This is a genomic window from Streptomyces sp. NPDC041068, from assembly GCF_040647455.1.
In the GTDB taxonomy this organism is placed as follows: Bacteria; Actinomycetota; Actinomycetes; order Streptomycetales; family Streptomycetaceae; genus Streptomyces.
On sequence record NZ_JBEZCG010000006.1, the window covers coordinates 296,946 to 316,428 of the forward strand.

The 19,483-nt window shown below is 72.1% G+C and carries 18 protein-coding genes; 9 read left to right on the forward strand and 9 right to left on the reverse strand.

Features of this window, described 5'->3' with window-relative positions; all coding sequences use genetic code 11:
- Positions 1 to 73 precede the first annotated feature (73 nt).
- A complete protein-coding gene (locus AB0B50_RS16155; protein ID WP_362331098.1) occupies positions 74 to 1,090 on the reverse strand; it encodes an ABC transporter substrate-binding protein in 1,017 nt (338 codons plus the stop codon).
- Positions 1,091 to 1,248: 158 nt separating this feature from the next.
- Between AB0B50_RS16155 and AB0B50_RS16160 the strand changes: the two genes are divergently transcribed.
- The 3 genes from AB0B50_RS16160 (at position 1,249) to AB0B50_RS16170 (ending at position 5,098) form a co-directional block, all read left to right on the forward strand.
- Positions 1,249 to 2,724, forward strand: coding sequence for an HtaA domain-containing protein (locus AB0B50_RS16160; RefSeq protein WP_362331100.1), 1,476 nt, complete (start codon positions 1,249 to 1,251; stop codon positions 2,722 to 2,724).
- 106 nt (positions 2,725 to 2,830) lie between these two features.
- Positions 2,831 to 4,369, forward strand: coding sequence for an HtaA domain-containing protein (locus AB0B50_RS16165; RefSeq protein WP_362331103.1), 1,539 nt, complete (start codon positions 2,831 to 2,833; stop codon positions 4,367 to 4,369).
- A gap of 54 nt (positions 4,370 to 4,423) precedes the next feature.
- On the forward strand, positions 4,424 to 5,098 hold the full coding sequence (locus tag AB0B50_RS16170; protein ID WP_362331655.1) for a PhzF family phenazine biosynthesis protein: 675 nt from the start codon (positions 4,424 to 4,426) through the stop codon (positions 5,096 to 5,098).
- 42 nt (positions 5,099 to 5,140) lie between these two features.
- On the opposite strand, the gene AB0B50_RS16175 is transcribed toward AB0B50_RS16170, so the two are convergent.
- Entirely contained in the window at positions 5,141 to 5,809 is a 669-nt protein-coding gene (locus AB0B50_RS16175) for a biliverdin-producing heme oxygenase (protein WP_362331106.1), read from the reverse strand.
- Positions 5,810 to 5,980: 171 nt separating this feature from the next.
- Positions 5,981 to 6,838, reverse strand: a complete 858-nt coding sequence (gene map, locus AB0B50_RS16180; RefSeq protein ID WP_362331109.1) for a type I methionyl aminopeptidase — start codon at positions 6,836 to 6,838, stop codon at positions 5,981 to 5,983.
- 67 nt (positions 6,839 to 6,905) lie between these two features.
- Here map and AB0B50_RS16185 point away from each other — a divergent pair, with 67 nt between their 5' ends.
- Positions 6,906 to 7,139, forward strand: a complete 234-nt coding sequence (locus AB0B50_RS16185; protein WP_362331112.1) for a hypothetical protein — start codon at positions 6,906 to 6,908, stop codon at positions 7,137 to 7,139.
- Positions 7,140 to 7,268: 129 nt separating this feature from the next.
- Here the strand turns inward: AB0B50_RS16185 and AB0B50_RS16190 are convergent, their stop codons facing one another.
- Together AB0B50_RS16190 and AB0B50_RS16195 are read right to left on the reverse strand one after the other, a co-directional pair.
- Complete coding sequence (locus AB0B50_RS16190; protein WP_362331115.1) at positions 7,269 to 8,573, reverse strand: MFS transporter; 1,305 nt, start codon at positions 8,571 to 8,573, stop codon at positions 7,269 to 7,271.
- Positions 8,574 to 8,663: 90 nt separating this feature from the next.
- Entirely contained in the window at positions 8,664 to 9,266 is a 603-nt protein-coding gene (locus tag AB0B50_RS16195) for a hypothetical protein (protein ID WP_362331118.1), read from the reverse strand.
- Between the two features lie 79 nt (positions 9,267 to 9,345).
- On the opposite strand from AB0B50_RS16195, the gene AB0B50_RS16200 reads away from it, so the two are divergent.
- The 3 genes from AB0B50_RS16200 to AB0B50_RS16210 all read left to right on the forward strand — a co-directional run bounded on the left by AB0B50_RS16200 (position 9,346) and on the right by AB0B50_RS16210 (position 11,457).
- Positions 9,346 to 10,446, forward strand: coding sequence for a sialidase family protein (locus AB0B50_RS16200; protein WP_362331121.1), 1,101 nt, complete (start codon positions 9,346 to 9,348; stop codon positions 10,444 to 10,446).
- 9 nt (positions 10,447 to 10,455) lie between these two features.
- Positions 10,456 to 11,184 (forward strand): NADPH-dependent F420 reductase, encoded by a 729-nt coding sequence (gene npdG / locus AB0B50_RS16205; protein ID WP_362331123.1) that lies wholly within the window; start codon positions 10,456 to 10,458, stop codon positions 11,182 to 11,184.
- A gap of 78 nt (positions 11,185 to 11,262) precedes the next feature.
- Positions 11,263 to 11,457 carry a hypothetical protein gene (locus tag AB0B50_RS16210; RefSeq protein WP_362331126.1) on the forward strand — a complete coding sequence of 65 codons (195 nt, stop codon included), beginning with the start codon at positions 11,263 to 11,265 and terminating at the stop codon, positions 11,455 to 11,457.
- 13 nt (positions 11,458 to 11,470) lie between these two features.
- Here the strand turns inward: AB0B50_RS16210 and AB0B50_RS16215 are convergent, their stop codons facing one another.
- On the reverse strand, positions 11,471 to 12,274 hold the full coding sequence (locus tag AB0B50_RS16215; RefSeq protein ID WP_362331129.1) for a site-2 protease family protein: 804 nt from the start codon (positions 12,272 to 12,274) through the stop codon (positions 11,471 to 11,473).
- Positions 12,275 to 12,375: 101 nt separating this feature from the next.
- Between AB0B50_RS16215 and AB0B50_RS16220 the strand changes: the two genes are divergently transcribed.
- Both AB0B50_RS16220 and AB0B50_RS16225 read left to right on the forward strand, forming a co-directional pair.
- Positions 12,376 to 12,858 carry a DUF6578 domain-containing protein gene (locus AB0B50_RS16220; RefSeq protein WP_362331131.1) on the forward strand — a complete coding sequence of 161 codons (483 nt, stop codon included), beginning with the start codon at positions 12,376 to 12,378 and terminating at the stop codon, positions 12,856 to 12,858.
- A 165-nt stretch (positions 12,859 to 13,023) separates the two neighbouring features.
- A complete protein-coding gene (locus tag AB0B50_RS16225; RefSeq protein ID WP_362331134.1) occupies positions 13,024 to 16,335 on the forward strand; it encodes a BTAD domain-containing putative transcriptional regulator in 3,312 nt (1,103 codons plus the stop codon).
- Between the two features lie 44 nt (positions 16,336 to 16,379).
- Here the strand turns inward: AB0B50_RS16225 and AB0B50_RS16230 are convergent, their stop codons facing one another.
- From AB0B50_RS16230 to panB, 3 genes are all read right to left on the reverse strand, one after another.
- On the reverse strand, positions 16,380 to 17,207 hold the full coding sequence (locus AB0B50_RS16230) for an ABC transporter permease (RefSeq protein ID WP_362331136.1): 828 nt from the start codon (positions 17,205 to 17,207) through the stop codon (positions 16,380 to 16,382).
- Positions 17,204 to 18,232, reverse strand: coding sequence for an ATP-binding cassette domain-containing protein (locus AB0B50_RS16235; RefSeq protein WP_362331139.1), 1,029 nt, complete (start codon positions 18,230 to 18,232; stop codon positions 17,204 to 17,206). Before AB0B50_RS16235 ends, AB0B50_RS16230 begins: the two co-directional genes overlap by 4 nt.
- A 230-nt stretch (positions 18,233 to 18,462) precedes the next feature.
- Complete coding sequence (gene panB / locus AB0B50_RS16240; RefSeq protein ID WP_362331142.1) at positions 18,463 to 19,344, reverse strand: 3-methyl-2-oxobutanoate hydroxymethyltransferase; 882 nt, start codon at positions 19,342 to 19,344, stop codon at positions 18,463 to 18,465.
- Between the last annotated feature and the right edge of the window lie 139 nt (positions 19,345 to 19,483).

A 19,483-nucleotide genomic window follows, 5' to 3' on the forward strand; every position in this document is an offset into this window, starting at 1 on the left:
CGGCGGCGCCGGGCAGGGTCCTGCGTGGGCGCCGGGGGCGCGTCGTCGGCCACGGATTCCTTGGTGAGCAGGGTCACTTGGCGTCCCCGTACAACTGCGCCACCAGCGACTTCAGCACCTGGTCGGTGCGCGGGCCGTAGTTGAGGAGGACGCCGTCGTCGACCGAGACGATGCGGCGGTCCAGGCCCGCGGGGGTCTCGGCGACGCCCGGGACCTTCAGCAGGCCGTCGACGCCGTTCACCGACTCCAGGCCCTTCGTCATCACGAGGATCGCGTCGGGCGCGGCCTCGGCGAGCGCCTCGCTCGTGATCGCCGTGAAGTCCTTCCTCAGCCCCGACTCCTTGCCCGCGTCCACCGCGCCCGCCGCCTCCAGGAGCGAACTCGCCCCGGACTCGCGGCCGCCGAGCAGATAGACGGAGGCCGAGCCGCGCAGATACAGGAAGGCGACCCGCGGCTTCTTCTTACGGGCCGATGCCGGGATGGTGTCGCGGACGGCGTCGATCCGAGACTGTGTGCGCCTGGTCAGCTCGGCGCCCGCCTTCTCGACGCCGAGGGCCTTGGCGACCGCCTCGATCCGCGGGCTCACGTCGTCGAGGCTCTTCGCCGGGTCGAACACGACGAGGGGGACGCCCGCGTCGCGGATCTGGTCGATGGCCTCGCCGGGCCCGGTCGTGGTGTCCGCGAGGACGACGGTCGGCTTGAGCGAGAGCACGCTCTCCGCCGAGACGTCGTGGGCGCGCGTCACCACCGGCAGCTTCTTCGCCTGCTCGAAGGTGGCGGTGATGTCGCGGGCCACGACGTTCTCGCCGAGCCCCAGGGTGAAGACGATCTCGTTCAGGCTGCCGGTGAGCGGCACGATGCGGCCGGTGTCCTTCACCGTCACCTCGTGGCCGTCGGCGGAGGTGACGGTGGCGGGGAGCACGGGCTTCGGCGCGGTCTTCAGGGGCTCGACCCGGTCGGGCGCGTGGGCCGCCGCCTTGGTCCCGGCCTCCGGTGACCGCGTGCCGCCGTCGTCCGACGTTCCGCATCCGGTGAGGCCGAGGGCGAGTACGGCGGCCCACGCGCCGGCGATACGGAGTGAGCGCGGCATACGCACCGAAGTCCACCGTCCTGTCGTGCTGTTGAGGTCTGACGCCTCCGACGTGTGGGGCCCGAGGTGTCCGGGATCCGGCTGGTGGGGTTCCAGTCCGGAGCGATCGTAGTTTAGGTTAGCCTTACCTTATTGGCTAGCCCTGGAGGGGTCCCCCCATGCCGTCGTCGAGACAGGTGCGCGTCACCGCACGCGCCGGAGCCGTGGCCGTGCTGACCGCAGTCGTCGGGGCGCTGCTCCCGACGGCCGCCGCCCACGCCGAGGACCGCACGGTCCGGGGCGGACGGCTCGACTGGGGCATCAAGTCCTCCTTCCAGAGCTACGTCACCGGGCCCATCGCCCAAGGGAGTTCGACACTGCGGGGCGGGGCCGCCACGGTCGGCGGCAGCCAGTTCCGCTTCCACTCGGCGAAGGGCTCGTACGACCCCGGCAGCGGGGCCTTCGACGCCGCCTTCTCCGGCGGGGTGCGCTTCACCGGGCACAAGAAGGGCGGCTCGTACGAGCTCGATCTCACGATCGGCCGACCCACCGTCAAGATCTCCGGCGGTTCCGGCACCCTCTACGCCGACATGGTCAGCAAGGAGAAGGGCACCGGCAAGGTCACCTCGACCGCGCAGGTGCCGCTCGCCTCGCTCGACATCTCGGGCATCAACATGAAGGGCGGCACCGGACCGATCGCCCTCAACAACCTTCCCGCGACGCTCACTTCGCAAGGCGCCAAGGCCTTCGCCGGGTACTACACGGCGGGCACCGCGCTCGACCCCGTGAGCCTGTCGACGGACCTCGCCGCCACGTCCGGCGCGAAGAAGCCCTCGGACGAGCCCGCCGACAAGAAGAAGGGCGGGAAGTCCGACGGCAAGCACAGGAAGGCGAAGGCGGGCCGCATCGAGGACGCCGCCGTCGACTGGGGCGTGCGCCGCACCTTCCGCGAGTACGTCACCGGATCCATCGCCAAGGGCGAGTGGAAACTGTCCGCCGGCGCCCAGGACGGGGGCGCGTTCTTCCGCTTCCCCCGGGGCGAGGGGGCGTACGACGAGAAGAAGCAGACCCTCGACGCGGACTTCGCCGGAGCCGTCCGCTTCACCGGCGAGCACGGACTCGACCTGACGCTCTCCGAGGTCGCCGTCGAGGTGAAGGACGGCAAGGGCACGCTCTCGGCGGACGTCGCCGGCTCGGGCGAGAGCGGTGTCGCCCTGAAGAACGCCCCGCTGATCACCTTCTCCGCACAGGAGTTGAAGCCGAAGGACGGCCTCGTCTCCCTCACCGAGGTGCCCTCGAAGCTCACCGCCGACGGTGCCGAGGCGTTCGGCGGGATGTACAAGGCGGGCTCCGCCATGGACCCGCTCTCGCTCGCCGTCGCCCTCGACGCCGACGCGAAGCTGCCCGCGCTGCCGGACCTCGGCTCGTCCGCCAAGCCCACTCCTCAGCCGGAGAAGGAGAAAGCGCAGGCGCAGGAGCCGAGGACCGAGAACGCCGTGGACTCGTCCGAAGGTTCCTCGTCCAACGCCGTGCCGATCGGCGTCGGCGCGGGCGTCGCGGTGCTGCTCGCCGCGGCGGTCGCCTTCGGAGTCGTACGCAAGAAGCGCGCGGCGGCCGACTCGTCGACGAGCGGCGCGGACGACTCCGACTCCTGACAGCCGCTCCGGTCACCGAGCCCTTCGTCGGTCACCGAGCCCTTCGTCGGTCACCGGTCACCGGCCACCCCCGCACCCCCCTCACGTCTCAAGGAGAAGCCTGATCATGGCCCCCACCCGTCGCCCCATAACCCTCGCGGCAGCCGTCGCCACCGCCGTCGCGCTCGGCGCGAGCGCCCTGGCCCTGCCGGCGCTCGCCGCCGACGGCGGGAAGCCCGCCGCCCCGCCGAAGCTGGAGCTCAAGGACGGCGCGCTGCAGTGGGGTGTGAAGGAGTCCTTCCGCAAGTACGTGGTGGGCATGGCCCACGGCAGGATCGAGGCCAGGGACGGGGCCCGGCAGGCCGCGGACAACGGGGTGTTCACGTTCACCGGCGGCAAGGGGACGTACGACACCGGAGTGCACGCCACCGACGTCGCCTTCAAGGGCAACGTCCGTTTCTCCTCCACGGCCCACCGGTTCGACATCAAGATCGCCGACGTCAAGGTCCACACCAAGGGCAAGACCGGCGCGATCCAGGCCGACGTCACCCTCAACGGCGCCGTCCAGAACGACATCGACCTCGCCGAGCTGGACCTGAGCGCGGTCGGGGGCGGCCAGGGCGAAGGCGGCGCGATCGTCTACAAGGACATCCCCGCGACGCTCACCGCGGACGGCGCCAAGGCGTTCAACGGCATGTACAAGGAGGGCGAGAAGCTCGACCCTGCCACGCTCGCGGTGACGCCGGGCGCCCCGGTGACCGAGAAGCCCACCGAGTCGCCGAAGCCGACGGAGCCCACCGAGTCCGGGAAGCCGACCGAGTCCGCCGAGCCCACCGAGTCCGCGAAGCCGACACAGGGCCCCACCGAGTCCACGAAGCCGACCGGCAGGCCCACCGGCCGGCCCACCGGCACGCCCGGCGGCGGGCAGTCCGCCGACAGGATCGTCGAGGGCAGCCTCTCCTGGGGACTGAAGAAGTCCTTCCGCACCTACATCTCCACCGGCGGCGAGGTGACCGTCGCGGGCGGCGCGAAGAAGATCTCCAGCGGCTACAGGTTCCCGCACGGCAAGGCCGACGTGAACTCCGGCGCCAAGAAGATCGACGCGTCCTTCGGCGGCAGCGTCCGCTTCACGTACAAGGCGCACGGCATCGACATGAAGTTCAGCGACATCAAGGTGCGGGCGAACGGCGCCAAGGGCACCCTGCTGGTCGACGTCACCACGCCCAAGGGCACCAACAATGACGTGAAGTTCGCGACGCTCGACCTCTCCAAGACCTCGTACAAGGCCAAGGGCGGCGTCGTCCTGCTCGACAAGGTGCCCGCGGCCTTCACGGCGGACGGCGCCAAGCAGTTCGCCAACGGCGCCGTCGGGTCCATGTACAAGGCGGGCCAGAAGATCGACCCGGTGACGGTCGCCCTGTCCTCGTCGGCGGGCGCGGACCTGCCGGCCGGCGGCGGCGAGGTCGGCACCGAGGTGACCGGCGGCACCACGGGCTCCGGCTCCGTGGGCGGCGGCGGTGCCACGGTCGGCGGCTCCGGCTCGCTGGCGTCCACCGGCGCCTCCGTCCCCTCGACCGCGCTGCTCGGTACGGCGGGTGCGGCGATGGCCGCGGGCGCGGCCGCGGTGGTCGTCGCGCGGCGGCGCCGGGGCACCGAAGTGGCGTGAAGCGCGTGATGCTTCAATGCGCGGGTGACTGATCCACTCGACGCAAGCGAAGCTCTGGCCGCACTCGACGTAGTGCGTGTCTTCTGCGGGCCCGACGGTCGGCACGGCAACGAACTCGGTGTCGTGCGCGACGGGGCCCGCATGCGTGCCCGCGAGGACCGCCAGGCGCTCGCGGGCAAACTCGGCTTCAGCGAGACGGTGTTCGTCGACGACCCCGAGCGCGGCGTCATCGACATCTACACCCCGACCCTGCGGCTGCCCTTCGCGGGCCACCCCTGTGTCGGCACGGCCTGGCTGCTCGACCTGCCGGAACTGGTCACGCCCGCGGGGGTGGTGGAGGCCCGCCAGGACGGCGAGTTCAGCTGGATCACGGCGCGCGCGGAGTGGGCACCGCCCCGGACGCTGCGGCAGCACGGGAGCGCGGCGGAGGTCGACGCGCTCGACGTGCCGCCGCCGGGGGAGTGGATCTACGCCTGGGCCTGGGAGGAGGAGGCCGCGGGGCGCGTGCGCGCGAGGGCCTTCCCCGGCCGGGACGACGGCATCGACGAGGACGAGGCGACGGGCGCGGCGGCGCTCCTGCTCACCCACGAGTTGAGCCGCGCCCTCAACATCACGCAGGGGCGCGGCTCGCAGATTCTTACGGCACCGGGGCCGGGGGGACTGATCGAGGTGGGGGGACGGGTGAAATTCAGCCCCTCCGGCGAACAGTCCAGCCTCTCCGGCGATTGAGGAGCGGGGGCCCGGGGGCAGCGCCCCCGCGGCGTCAGCGCCTCACGCCGTCAGCGGAAACTCTTCCCCCAGCTCACGGAAGACCGCGGTATTCAAAGCGAAAGCGCGCTTGCATTCGTCCACGATCCGCTTCTTCTCCAGCTCGTCCGTGACGACCGCGTCGATCCCGTCGAGCAGCTCGCGATAACTCCGCTTGAACGCGGCCGGGTTGGAGATCCCCTCGAAGACGTAGAACCGCACGCCGTCGCCCTTGCGCGCGAAGCCCCAGGTCTGCTCGGCCTTGCCGCGGATGATCTGGCCGCCGGAGAGGTCGCCGAGGTAGCGCGTGTAGTGGTGGGCGACATAGCCGCCGGGCCAGGTGCGCGCGCACTCCTCGACCCGCGCGGCGTACGCGGCGGTGGCGGGCAGCGGGGTCAGCCCCTCGCGCCAGTCCGCGCCCCGCAGATGCGCGAGGTCGCGCTCCAGCTCGCTCACGCGCTCCAGCTCGGGCTGTATGAACGGCCCCGCGACGGGGTCCTCGCGCAGGGCCTGCGCGCCGTCCTCCAGGGCGCGGTACACGAACCACAGCTGTTCCGTGTAGCGCGTGTAGGCGTCGACGCCGAGCCTGCCGCCGAGCAGGTCGCTCATGAACGTCGAGGTCTCGGCCTCGGTGTGCTGCTCGTGCGACGCGGTGCGGATGACCGTCGAGAAGGGCGTGAGCGGCGTGTCCATGCGGGACCTCCAACGGGGAGCCGAGGAATGACGGGATGGCCGGGAACCAGCGCGACCCCTGCCGCAGATCATGGCAAGTTAGGCTTACCTAAGTCAACCGGTTCCCGACGTCCTGTCGGTAAAAAAGCTACCCGCTGCCGGTTCAGGGAACCGTAAGGATCCCGATCTTGCTCAGGGCAGCGTGAGGATCTCCGCCCCGGTGTCCGTCACCACCAGTGTGTGCTCGAACTGCGCGGTCCGCTTCCTGTCCTTGGTGACGACGGTCCAGCCGTCCTCCCACATGTCGTACTCGTGCGTGCCGAGCGTCAGCATCGGCTCGATCGTGAAGGTCATGCCGGGCTGGATCACGGTCGTGGCGTGCGGGCTGTCGTAGTGCGGGACGATCAGGCCGGAGTGGAAGGACGTGTTGATGCCGTGACCGGTGAAGTCACGGACGACGCCGTAGCCGAAGCGCTTGGCGTACGACTCGATGACACGGCCGATGATGTTGATCTGGCGGCCGGGCTTGACGGCCTTGATGGCGCGGTTGAGGGACTCGCGGGTCCGCTCGACGAGCAGCTTCGACTCCTCGTCGACGTCGCCGACGAGGTAGGTGGCGTTGTTGTCGCCGTGCACGCCGCCGATGTACGCCGTGACGTCGAGGTTGATGATGTCGCCGTCGTTCAGGACGGTGGAGTCCGGGATGCCGTGGCAGATGACCTCGTTGATCGAACTGCACAGCGACTTCGGAAAGCCGCGGTAGCCGAGCGTCGAGGGGTAGGCGCCGTGGTCGCACATGTACTCGTGCGCGACGCGGTCCAGCTCGTCGGTGGTGACACCGGGCGCGATGTGCTTCGCGGCCTCTTCCATGGCGCGGGCGGCGATGCGGCCCGCGGTGCGCATCAGCTCGATGGTCTCGGGGGTCTGCACCTCGGGACCCTTGTACGGGGTCGGGGCGGGTTTCCCGACGTACTCCGGGCGCCTGATGTTGCCGGGTACGGAACGGATGGGAGAGAGCTCCCCTGGGACGAGCAGTGACTGGCCAGACATGCCAGCGAGTCTAGCCAGCCGCAGTGGGGCAGCATGGCCTCAGAGAGCGGGACGAAAGGAGCGGGGCATGGCGCTGTTCAAGAAGAGGACGGTCGGTAAGCCGGGCGAGTGGTACTACTGCCTGGAACACAAGCGGGTCGAGGAAGGCCCGGACTGTCCGGGCAAGGACCGCATGGGCCCCTACGCCACGCGCCAGGAGGCGGAACACGCGATGGAGACGGCCAGGGAGCGGAACCTCGAATGGGAGAACGACCCCCGCTGGCACGACTCCGCGGCGCGGGGCGAGGACGACGACGCCTGAGTGCTCCGCCGGGCGTGCCGTGTCATCCCGGTCATCCCGGCCGTCGCTGCGGGCGCTTCGTGGCCGGTCGCGCCCGCGCGGCGCAGCCGCACATGTCACGGCCCCGCGTCCCCTCGGGGCGCGGGGCAGCTAGGCGGTCAGCTCCGGCTCGCCCCGCTCCGCCTCGTCCCGCGTCGCCTCGCCCCGTTCCCTGCGCAGCTTCGCGTCCGGGTCCGTGTCCGCGTTGTACGAGATGAGGCGGGGCAGCACCGCGGCGAGGACGCCGACCGAGGCCACGCAGGCCAGGCCGCCCGACCAGATGGCGGGGCGGGTGCCGGTCCAGCCGGCCGCCGCGCCCGCGCGGACCTGGCCCAGCTGCGGGCCCACGCTGTAGGAGAGGACCTCGATGCCGGCCAGGCGGCCGCGCAGCTCGTCGGGGATGGTCTGGTTCCAGATGGTGGAGCGGCCGAGGCCGCTGAGCATGTCGCCCGCGCCCGCGAACGCGAGGCAGACGAGCACCACCCAGACGTTCGAGAACCAGCCCGCCGCCGTGATCGCCAGGCCCCAGCCCGCCGCCCCGAACACCACGAGCAGCCCGTGCCGCCGCACCCGCGACGTCCACCCGCTGGTGAGGCTGAGCAGCAGCGAACCGACCGCCCCCGCCGCGTACATCAGGCCGAGCGACCACTTGGCGTCCAGGTCGTCCGCGAGGAACGGGAAGATCGTGTTCGGGAAGGCGAAGAACATCGCCGCCATGTCGATCGCGTACGTACCGAGAAGCACCGGCCGCGACCACGCGTACCGCGCACCTTCGGCGAGGCCCTTCAGGGACGGCTTCTCCGCGTCGTGCGCGGCGGGCGCGGGCGAGAGGCGGGTGCACATGAGCACGGACACCGTGAAGCCGACGATCGTGATCGCGTACGCGGACGCGTGCCCGGCGTAGGCGACGACGAGGCCCGCCAGCGAGGGGCCCGCGATGGCGCCCACGTTCCAGCGCAGCGAGTTCAGCGCGGCGGCCGCCGTCAGCTGGTCGTGCGGCACGATCCGCGCCATCAGCGAGTCGAGCGCGGGGCGCTGCAGACCCGCGAGCGCGGAGACGCCCGCCGCGACCACGTACAGCGGCCAGAGCAGCGGGTCGGGCAGGAGCGCGTTGACGAGGAGCACGACGGCCAGCAGGCCGAGCGCCGCCTCGGTCAGGAGGATCACCTTGCGCCGGTCCACCGCGTCGGCGAGCGCGCCGCCGTAGAGACCGAAGACGATCAGCGGCACGAGCTCGACCGCGCCCATCGCGCCGACCGCGACCGGTGAGTCCGTCAGCTCCTTGATCTGCAGCGGCAGGGCGACCATCGCCATGAAACTGCCGAAGTACGTGACGAGGCCCTGGATCCACAGCAGACGGAAGTCACGGGTGGAACGCCAGGGGGAGAGATCGGGCAGTATCGCGGAGAGAGGCACGAGAAGCCATGCTCAGCGGCGACCGGTGCACCGGGCAAATGAATTTCCGCCGGACGGGGGACTCTCGCCACCGCGTCGTCGGGACGCTCATCACCACCGCGTCGGCGGCGGCGACGTCAACTGGTCGGCGAGGCGGGACATCCGGTCGCGCAGGCGCCTGCGGCCGCGCGCCTCGGGCAGGGCGTTCTCCCCGGCCGCCGCGCTCACCAGGTGCTGGACCGTGTCGAGATCGAGGTCGGGGGTCTGCGGCACCGCGAGCGCGTCGTGCGACAGGGCGTCCAGGTCCCGGTCCCCGGAGCCGAGCGCGAGCACCGTCGCCCCGGCCTGCCGCGCGTCGTGCACGCGCGTGAGCAGCTCCGCGTCCGGCGAATCCGGCGCCACCACGAGCAGGGTCTCGCCGCGCCGCGCCGCCTCGATCCTGCCGAGCCCCGTCGACAGGTGCGCGGGATCCCCGGCGAGGACCTGGTGGCGTACGAGTGTGGGGGTCAGCTCCGGCGTGCCCGACCAGGCCGCCTCGTCCACCAGGTGCGCGGCCAGGTGCCACGGTTCGTACGCCCGCGTGCCCACGAGCAGCAGCCCGCCGCCGTGCGGCACGACGGAGGAGCGCAGCGCCCCCGCGAAGCGGCGCGTGGCACCGAGCCACTCGGTCCCGGCGAGCACTTCGCGCAGCAGCGCGACCCGTACGGCGTCCATGGCGCCGCATCCTTCCCCAACATGCCACTCGTCACCGGGAGTTCACGGGGAATTCCCTCGCGCTGGGGAAGGGCGGGGGATGACTGCTGAGACATCTGTTCCCTTCCGCGCGGGTCGTGAGGGGTACGCGAGCTTCCGTATCCCCGCCGTCGTGACGACGTCCGCCGGCACCGTCCTCGCCTTCTGCGAGGGGCGCGTCGGTTCCCAGGAGGACTTCGGAAGCATCGATGTCGTCCTCAAGCGCTCCTTCGACGGCGGCCGCACCTGGGGCCCGCTCCAGATCGTCGGCAAGAACGGTGCCGACCTCGCGGGCAACCCCGCTCCCGTCGTCCTCGACACAGGACGCGTTCTCCTCGTCCAGGTCAGGAACGCCGCCGCGGCCACCGAGGACGCCATCCGCCGCGGCATCGTGTCCGCCGCCAACGGACGCCGCGTGTGGGTGCAGCACAGCGACGACGACGGCCTCACCTGGTCGGTGCCGCGCGAGATCACCGCGCAGGTGAAGAAGGCGAGTTGGCGGTGGTACGCGACCACTCCCGGGCACGCCCTGCAGCTGACCACGGGGCGTGTGGTGATTCCCGCCAACCACTCCCTGCCGCCCAGCGGCGGCGACAACGGCACCGAGGGGAAGTACAACGGCGGCCACTGCCTGCTCAGCGACGACGCGGGCGCGACCTGGCGCATCGGCTACATCGACGACAACGTCAACGGCTACATCAACGTGAACGAGACCACCGCCGCCGAACTCCCCGACGGGCGGCTCTACTTCAACACCCGCAACGACTCCCCGGCCCCCGGCAACCGCGCCGACGCCCACTCGCGCGACGGCGGGCAGAGCCTCGTCAAACCCTTCCGTCCGCAGGCCGGTCTCACCGGTCCCGTCGTGGAGGGCAGCGTGCTCCAGCTGCGCGACCCCGACGTCCTGCTCTTCTCGGGCCCCGCCGACCCCGGCTTCCGCGCCCTGATGACCGTGCGCCGCTCCGCCGACGGGGGCACCACCTGGCAGGTCGCGCACACGGTCGACGGGCTGCCCGCCGCGTACTCCGACCTCGTACGCCTCGACGAGGAGAGGGTCGGGCTGCTGTACGAGACGGGGGACTTCAGCGCGTACGAGACGATCTCGTTCCGGCGGATACCGGTGGCGGAGCTGGCCGGGGCGGGCGCCGATACGGGTGAGTAAGGTCGCCCCATGACCTCTACAGACAGTGCGCAGAACCCCACTGGGAACGCCCCCGCGAAGGCCCCGGCCAAGGACCCCTGGGAGCTGCCCGACGTGTCCGGGCTCGTCGTCGGCGTGCTCGGCGGCACCGGCGACCAGGGACGCGGGCTCGCCTACCGGCTGGCCCGCGCGGGCCAGAAGGTGATCATCGGCTCCCGCGCGGCCGAGCGGGCGCAGGCCGCCGCCGACGAGCTGGGCCTCGGCGTCGAGGGCGCCGACAACGCGGAGTGCGCGCGGCGCAGTGACATCGTGATCGTCGCCGTGCCGTGGGAAGGGCACGGGAAGACGCTGGAGTCCCTGCGCGAGGAGCTCGCGGGCAAGCTCGTCGTCGACTGCGTGAACCCGCTCGGCTTCGACAAGAAGGGTGCCTACGCCCTCAAGCCCGAGGAGGGCAGCGCCGCCGAGCAGGCCGCCGCCCTGCTGCCCGACTCCCGCGTCACCGCCGCCTTCCACCACCTCTCCGCCGTGCTGCTCCAGGACGCGTCGGTCGAGGAGATCGACACCGATGTGATGGTGCTCGGCGAGAGCCGCGCCGACACGGATGCGGTGCAGGCGCTCGCCGCCCGCATCCCCGGGATGCGGGGCGTCTTCGCGGGCCGCTTGCGCAACGCCCACCAGGTCGAGTCCCTGGTGGCCAACCTGATCTCCGTCAACCGCCGCTACAAGGCGCACGCGGGGCTGCGGGTCACCGACGTCTAGCCGCGTACGGGACGGGGCGGGGCATGGGGGACACTGGACGGCGTACGACAACGCCGGAATCCGACAGGAGCCGACCCCATGCCCCGCCTCGCTCTGTACGCCCTCGTGGTCTGCGCGCTCGCTGTCGCCGCGGCCGTGCTCTCCTTCGCGCGGGGCAGCTTCCTCGGCATCGTGTGGGTGCTGCTCGCGGGGCTCTCCTCGAACATGGCGTGGTTCTACCTGCGCAAGGAGAAGGCGCGGCGCGCTGCGGCCGCCGGCCCGGTTTCCGGCTGAGGATTTCTTTCGGTCACTGGCCGAGCGACGGCGGGACCTCCGCCGGGCCGTCCCAGAACCTGTACAGCTTCTGGCCCCAGTAGCTGTCCCACTCGCTGACGCCGAGGCCCCGCAGGATCGCGTCGATCGCGTCGAAGAACACGCGGTTGACCTCCGGGATCCACAGGATCGCGAAGACCGCGAGGAGCCCGAACGGCGCGAACGGCTCCACCTGGCGGCGGATCTTGTACGAGAGCCAGGGCTCGATCACGCCGTACCCGTCCAGGCCCGGGATGGGCAGGAAGTTCAGGATCGCGGCCGTCACCTGGAGCAGGGCGAGGAACGCGAGGGCGTAGCGGAACGCGTCCGGGACGCCGTCCAGGGCGTCCAGCCAGAACGGCGCCGTGCAGACGATCGCGAACAGCACGTTCGTCAGCGGGCCCGCCGCCGAGATCAGGCTGTGCTTCCAGCGGCCCCGGATGCGGCCCCGCTCGATGAAGACCGCGCCGCCGGGGAGGCCGATGCCGCCCATGATCACGAAAAGCACCGGCAGCACGATGCTGAGCAGCGCGTGCGTGTACTTGAGCGGGTTGAGGGTCAGATAGCCCTTCGCGCCGATGGAGATGTCGCCGCTGTGCAGGGCGGTGCGGGCGTGCGCGTACTCGTGCAGGCAGAGGGAGACGATCCAGGCGGCCGTCACGAAGAGGAAGACGGCGAGTCCGGGGTTGTTCGCGAAGCCGGTCCAGGCGGCCCAGCCGGAGACCGCCGTGACGGCGGCGATCCCCAGGAAGACGGGGCTGATCCGCCGGTCGCTGCGGCGGATGGGGGTGGTGGTCATGGGGTGGGGCTCCTGGGGGACGGCGGTCGGCGTGCCGACCGTACCGGGCTCATGGCGAAAACGTCTCGCACATGCCGTGGAGTTCCGTGGAGGCTGGAGTCATGACGCTGTGGAACGTGATGTACCAGGACTGGCAGATGGAGTGCTGCGGGGAGCCGTTCGGTGTCGGGGACGAGGTGGCGTGGCAGCTGCTCGTCGACGAGGCCGTGTGCGGGGACGCGGCGTGGACGGGTGAACTGGCCGAGATCTCGGGGGCGGTGGAGTCGGCCGGTGGCGGACCCGTGGTGCGGACGGGCGGCGTGACGGTGCCGTGGACCGGGGGCGGGCGGTCGTGGCCCCCGAGGGCTGTCCTGACGGGGCTGCTGTCGGTGGAGCGGCACGGTGGGAAGTGGCCGCGGACGGTGGGCCGGGTACGCACCGTCCACGTCGTCTCGCAGGGCTTCGCGGACGGCTTGCCGGTGGCGGGGGAGAGGTGGCTGCGGGGCGTACCGGCGTGCCCGAAGTGGTTCGAGTGGGGGGAGCCGGACGGCCGCGGCTACCGGAGGGACGAGACGGGGGTGCTGGTGTCCTTGGAGGTGGACTGAGGCCGAGGCGGCCGCTGGCCCCTTCTGCTGTGGGCAATCGTGCCGCTGGGGCGAGCGGGGTCTCCCCTGCTTGAGTGAAGCCGAGAGCCGGGGGAAGGGGGGGCACGGCCCGAAGCCGCTGGGCGACCGGTCGACCAGGCGCCCACCCGGGCAGGGGCGCGGCCCATGGACAATGGGGCCGTGAAGTATTGCGTGCTGGGGGCGGCCAGAGGTGAGCGGCCCGATGGAAGTCCCGTTCCCGTCGGCGGCGCACGCCTTCGCGCGCTGTTGACCGCCCTCGCCCTGCACCCCGGCCGCACCGTCTCCGCCACCGCCCTCGTCGACGACGTCTGGGCCGCACAGCCGCCCGCGGACGCCCCCGGCGCCCTCCAGGCCCTGGTCGGCCGGCTCCGCAGGGCCCTCGGCGCGGACGCCGTGGTCTCGGCGGACGGCGGCTACCGGCTGCGCGCGAACCCCGACGACGTGGACGTGTTCCGCTTCGACCGCCTCGTCGGCGAAGGCACCCGCGCCCTCACGGACGGCGACGCCCCGAAGGCCGCCGAGGTCCTGGACGACGCCCTCGCCCTGTGGACCGGCGAACCCCTCGCCGACCTGCCCGAGCGCACCGCGGACGCCGCCCGCTGGCAGGCCCGCCACCTCGATGCCCGCCGCGCCAGGATGGCCGCCGCCCTCGCCCTCGGCGAGGCGGAACACGCCCTGCCCGAGCTCGCCGCGCTGTGCGGGAGCCACCCCCTCGACGAGCCCCTGCAGGTCCTGCGGCTGCGTGCCCTGCGCGACACGGGCCGCCCCGCCGAGGCCCTCGCCGCGTACGAAGGCGTACGTCGTGACATCGCCGACCGGCTCGGTGTCGACCCCGGGCCCGAACTCCGGTCACTGCACGGCGAGTTGCTCAGGGGAGAGGGCGGGGAGGCGGCGAGCGCACCCGTGCGGGACCGCGTCGTCGGGAATCTGCGGGCTCGACTCACCTCCTTCGTCGGGCGGGAGAGCGACATCGGCGGGCTGAGGAGCGATCTCGGCCGCGAACGGCTCGTCACCCTGCTCGGGCCCGGCGGCGCCGGAAAGACGCGGCTCTCGCAGGAGGCCGCCGAGACCGTCGCGCAGGGCTTCCCCGACGGCGTGTGGCTGGCCGAGCTCGCGCCGGTCGAGGAACCCGCGGACGTGTCCGCCGCCGTCCTCACCGCGCTCGGCGCCCGCGAGACCGTGCTGCGCGGCGCGGGCGCCGAGGAGATGCGGGCCATCTCGGAGCGGCACGGCGAGGACGCCGTCGCCCGCCTCGTCGAGCACTGCGCCCCGCGCCGCATGCTGATCGTCCTGGACAACTGCGAGCACGTCGTCGAGGCGGCCGCCCGCCTCACCGAGGAGCTCCTCGCCCGCTGCCCCGGCCTGTCGGTCCTCGCCACCAGCCGCGAACCCCTCGGTGTACCGGGCGAGTTGCTGCGCCCCGTCGAGCCGCTGCCCGAGCCGGTCGCGCTGCGTCTGTTCGCCGAGCGGGGCGCCGCGGCGAAGCCGGGGTTCGCCGTCGGCGACGACCCCGTCTCGGCCGCCGAGATCTGCCGCCGCCTCGACGGCCTGCCGCTCGCCATCGAACTGGCCGCCGCCCGCCTGCGGATGCTCACCCCGCGCCAGATCGCCGACCGGCTCGACGACCGCTTCCGGCTGCTCACCAGCGGCGCCCGCACAGTCCTGCCCCGCCAGCAGACCCTGCGCGCCGTCGTCGACTGGTCCTGGGACCTCCTCGACGCCCCCGAACGCGCCGTCCTGCGCCGCCTCTCCGTCTTCGCGGGCGGCTGCGACCTGGCCGCGGCGGAAGAGGTGTGCGCCGGTCCTTACGACGTCATGGACGTGCTCGGCTCTCTCGTCGACAAGTCCCTCGTCGTCGCCGTGCCTTCGCCCGCCGGCATGCGCTACCGGCTCCTGGAGACCGTCGCCGAGTACGCGGGCGAGCGGCTCGACGAGGCGGGGGACAGGGCCGGGGCCGAGCGCGCGCACCTCGTGCACTACCGCGAGGTCGCAAGGACCAGTGACCCCGAGCTGCGCGGCCGAGGGCAACTCGCGGCCGTGGAGCGCCTGGAGACCGAGTACGAGAATCTGCGCACCGCCCTGCGGCACGCCGTCGCGGCACAGGACGAGCAGGAGGCGCTCTGCCTCGTCCTGTCCCTGTCCTGGTACTGGCAGATACGGGGGCTGCGCTCGGAGACCGGCGTCTGGTCCCGCGACGCCGTCGCGCTCGGCCCCGACCCGTTCGCCCCGCCCGTCACCCCCGCGCCCCCGCTGTACGAGCCGTGCACGGCCGCGCCCCCGCCGATGGCCCCCGAGGTCCTCGTGGAGGCGCGCAGGGGCGCGCATCTGCTCCAACTCTCCTGCCTGGAGCTGGACATGGCCTCCTGGCAGCTGCCGGAGGGCGAGGCCAGGCTGCGGGGCATCAGGACCGCGTACCGCCCGGGGCTCCCGCAGACCTGCCGTACCCCCGGCAATCTCTGGCTCTTCGCCGTCATGCTCGGCGGCGACATGGAGTACCTGCGCGTCATCCTCGACGCGACCGTCGACGCCTGCCGTGAGCTCGGCCACGCCTGGGAGCTGGCCGCCGCGCTGCAGATGCGCGCCAACTTCCTCGCCAACCGCGCCGATTCGGCGGCCGACGCGAGCGCCGACGCGGACGAGGCGCTGCGGGGCTTCGAGGGGCTCGGCGACGTCTGGGGCGTGGCGGAGGCGCTCTCCGCGCGCGGGGAGGCCTATGAGCGGCGCGGCCGGTTCGGCCTCGCAGCCCAGGACTTCGAGGCCGCCGTCGGGTACGCCGAACAGCTGGGCGCCCGCAGCCAGGCGGCCGTCCTGCGGGCCCGCCTCGGCTCGGTCCTGACCGACTCGACGACGGGCACGCCGGGCGACTTCGAGCGCGGCGAGGCGCTGCTGCGGGAGGTCATCGAGGGCGATGCCCGCAGCCATGCCGACGAGGCGGTGTCCAGCGCCCGCCTCTTCCTCGTCGGCGCGCTCGCCCGCACCGGGCGCGTGGCCGAGGGGCGCGAGCATCTGCGGCTGCTGCGCGCGGAGTCCAACGGCGTGGGGCACGCCGTCTTCGACAGCTTCGTGCTCGGCCTGGAGGCCTGGCTCAACACGCTGGAGGGGCGGTACGCCGAGGCCGTCGACGGAGCGCGCACCGCCGTGGAGAAGGCCCGCGACGTGCTGTCGGCGCTGGTCGCCCCGCAGGGGACCGCCGTCCATCTGCGCATCGCGGCCCGCGCGCTCGCCGAGATCGACGGCGGCAGCCGCGCCGCCGACGCGGCGCGGATCCTCGCCGTCGCCGACCGCGAGGCGCAGCCGGGGCACTTCCTGAACGCCATGGAGCAGGAGATCCACGGGGCCGCTGTGGATCTCACCCGTGCCGCGCTCGGTGACGCGGCGTACGACATCGCGTACGAAGAAGGCGGCGGCCTCTCGTTGGAGGAGGCCACCGCCCTGTGCACGGTGCACGGCGGGTGAGCCGTGCCCGATCGTCTCGCGATCAGTGTCTGATCGGTTTCTGATCAGTTCTTCGTGCGGAACTTATGGATCGCGATCGGCGCCATCACCAGCGTGAGCGCCACCGACCAGCCGATCGTCACCCACAGGTCGTGTGCCACCGGGCCGCCGACCATCAGGCCGCGCGCGGCGTCGGCGAGGGAGGACAGCGGGTTGTAGTCGGTGAAGCCCTGCAGCCAGCCCGGCATCGACTGCGTCGGCGCGAAGATCGACGAGCCGAACTGCAGCGGCATCAGGACCAGGAAGCCCATCGCCTGCACGGACTGGGCGCTCTTCATCGCGACGCCGAGGACCAGGAAGATCCACATGATGGACGTGCCGAAGAGGGCGGCGAGGCCCACGGAGGCGAACAGGCCGGGCCAGTTGGTGATGTCGAAGCCCACCAGGACGCCGACGATCATCATGATCGTCGTCGCGATGAGCAGCCGCATCACTTCCACCACGATCTTGGCGAAGAGGACCGAGCCCTGGCCGATCGGCAGGGTGCGGAAACGGTCCATGATGCCGTTCTGGAAGTCCTGGTTGAAGCCGGTGCCGACGGCCATGGCGATGTTCATGCTCATCATCGCCATCATGCCGGGGACCACGTACTGCACGTACTGGTCCTGACCGCCGCCGAGGGCCTGGCCGATGGAGCCGCCGAAGACGTACACGAACAGGAGCGTGAAGACGATCGGCATCAGGACGGCGTCGAACATCGACTCCGGGTCCTGGCGGATCCACAGCAGGTTGCGGCGGACCAGGGCGCTGGTGTGGCGCACATGGGCGCGCAGGCCTATGCGGCTGTCGGCCTGGCCCTTGGTGAGGGGGGCCGTCAGAGTGGTGGCGCTCATACGGCGACCTCCTCGAGTTCGTTCTCGGTGGGGCGGGCGTCCTGCGGGGCACTGGCCTTCTGGCCGGTGATGGAGAGGAACACCTCGTCCAGGCTGGGCAGTTCGGTGGCGATCGAGCCGATCGTGATGCCGCGCGCGGTGACCGCGCCGACCACGGCGGTCAGCTGCTCGTCGCTGAGGATCGGGACGAGGACCGTACCGGTCTCGATGTCCACCGACGCGGTGGCGAGGCCGGTCAGGCCCAGGTCCTCCAGGGCGCTCGCCAAGGGGCGCAGCTCCAGCGGGTCGGCCGGGCGGATGCGCAGGGTGCGGCCGCCGACCTTCGCCTTCAGCTCGTCGATGCCGCCGTTGGCGATGACCTTGCCGCGGTCGATGACCGTCAGCTCGGAGGCCAGCTGCTCGGCCTCCTCCATGTACTGGGTGGTGAGCAGCACGGTCACGCCGTCGGAGACCATGCGCTTGACCTCTCCCCAGACCTCGTTGCGGGTGCGGGGGTCGAGGCCGGTGGTCGGCTCGTCCAGGTAGAGGACGGCCGGGCTGCCGATCATCGAGGCGGCGAGGTCGAGGCGGCGGCGCATGCCGCCGGAGTACGTGCTCGCCGGGCGCTTGGCCGCCTCGGTGAGGGAGAACCGCTCCAGGAGGCCGTCGGCGCGGGACCTGGACTCCTTGCGGGAGAGGTCGAGCAGCCGGCCGATCATGTAGAGGTTCTCGCGGCCCGACAGCTTCTCGTCCACCGATGCGTACTGGCCGGTGAGGCCTATGACGCGGCGGAGCTGGCGGGGCTGGCGGACCACGTCGTACCCGGCGACGAGGGCCGAGCCCGCGTCCGGGGTGATGAGCGTGGACAGGCAGCGCACGAGGGTCGTCTTGCCGGCGCCGTTCGGGCCGAGCACGCCGAGGACCGTGCCCTCGCGCACGTCGAGGTCCACGCCGTCCAGTGCCTTGGTCTCGCCGTAGTGCTTGACCAGTCCCCTCACGGTGACGGCGCTTCCCGCGCTGTCGGGGGTCATGTCGATTCGGTTCATGCCCCCAAGCTGTCAGACGCCACCGACAAACCACCGACATCCCGCTGACACGGCCTGACAGGGGCTTGCGGAGCGAGGTTCCTCGGCGTATGTCACCGGGTCTGCGGCGTTCGTCGTCGGGTCTGCGGCGTTCGCCCCGGGCGGGAAAGGCAGCCCGTCGGTGGGGGAGGCCGACGGGCTGCCGTGGTGCCGCGGTGGTCCGTGACCGGTCGGCGGTGGCCTGCGACCGGCTAGTGGACGGCGTGCTCCGGCGCCGGGAACGCGCCGCCCACCACGTCCTCGGCGAACGCCTTGGCCGCGCCGGACATGACGCCGCGCAGGTCCGCGTACTGCTTCACGAAGCGCGGCATCTTCCCGCCGGTCAGGCCCAGCATGTCCGTCCAGACCAGGACCTGCGCGTCGCACGCGGCGCCCGCCCCGATCCCGACGGTCGGGATGTGCAGGGAGCGGGTGACCTCGGCGGCGAGCTCCTCGGGGACCAGTTCCAGGACGACCGCGAACGCGCCCGCGTCCTGCGCCGCCTTGGCGTCGCGGAGCAGCCGGTGGGCGTCCTCCTCGCCGCGGCCCTGCACGCGGTAGCCCATGGTGTTCACGGACTGCGGGGTCAGGCCGAGGTGGGACATGACGGGGATGCCGGACTGCACCAGCAACTCGGTCTGGGCCAGGGAGCGTTCGCCGCCCTCCAGCTTCACCGCGCCGACGCCCGCCTCCTTCACCAGGCGGGTCGCGGAGCGCAGCGCCTGGACGGCGCCCTCCTGGTACGAGCCGAACGGCAGATCGCCGACGATCAGGGCACGCGAGGTGCCCCGTACGACCGCGGCCGACAGCATGGCCATCTCGTCGAGGGTGACGGGCACGGTCGTCTCGTACCCGAGGTGGCAGTTGCCCGCCGAGTCGCCGACGAGCATCACGGGGATGCCCGCCTCGTCGAAGACGGACGCGGTCATCGCGTCGTAGGCGGTCAGCATGGGCCACTTCTCGCCGCGCTCCTTGGCGGCGGTGATGTCGCGCACAGTGATGCGCCGGGTGCCCTTGCCGCCGTACAGCGCCTTGCTGCTGTCGGGGCTCTTCGGGGCGTCGGTGCTCTTCCGGGCAGCCGAAAGCTGCGTCATCGCAACGGCTCCTTCTGTCATCTCGAGGCGCCCTGACGGCGTCCCCGGACCGAGTCCATGGTGGCATCACGTGCCGTCCGGGGGCTAGTGCGTCCCCCGGTAATGCGGAGGAGCGGCCAAGCCGACGAGGCGGAGCGGC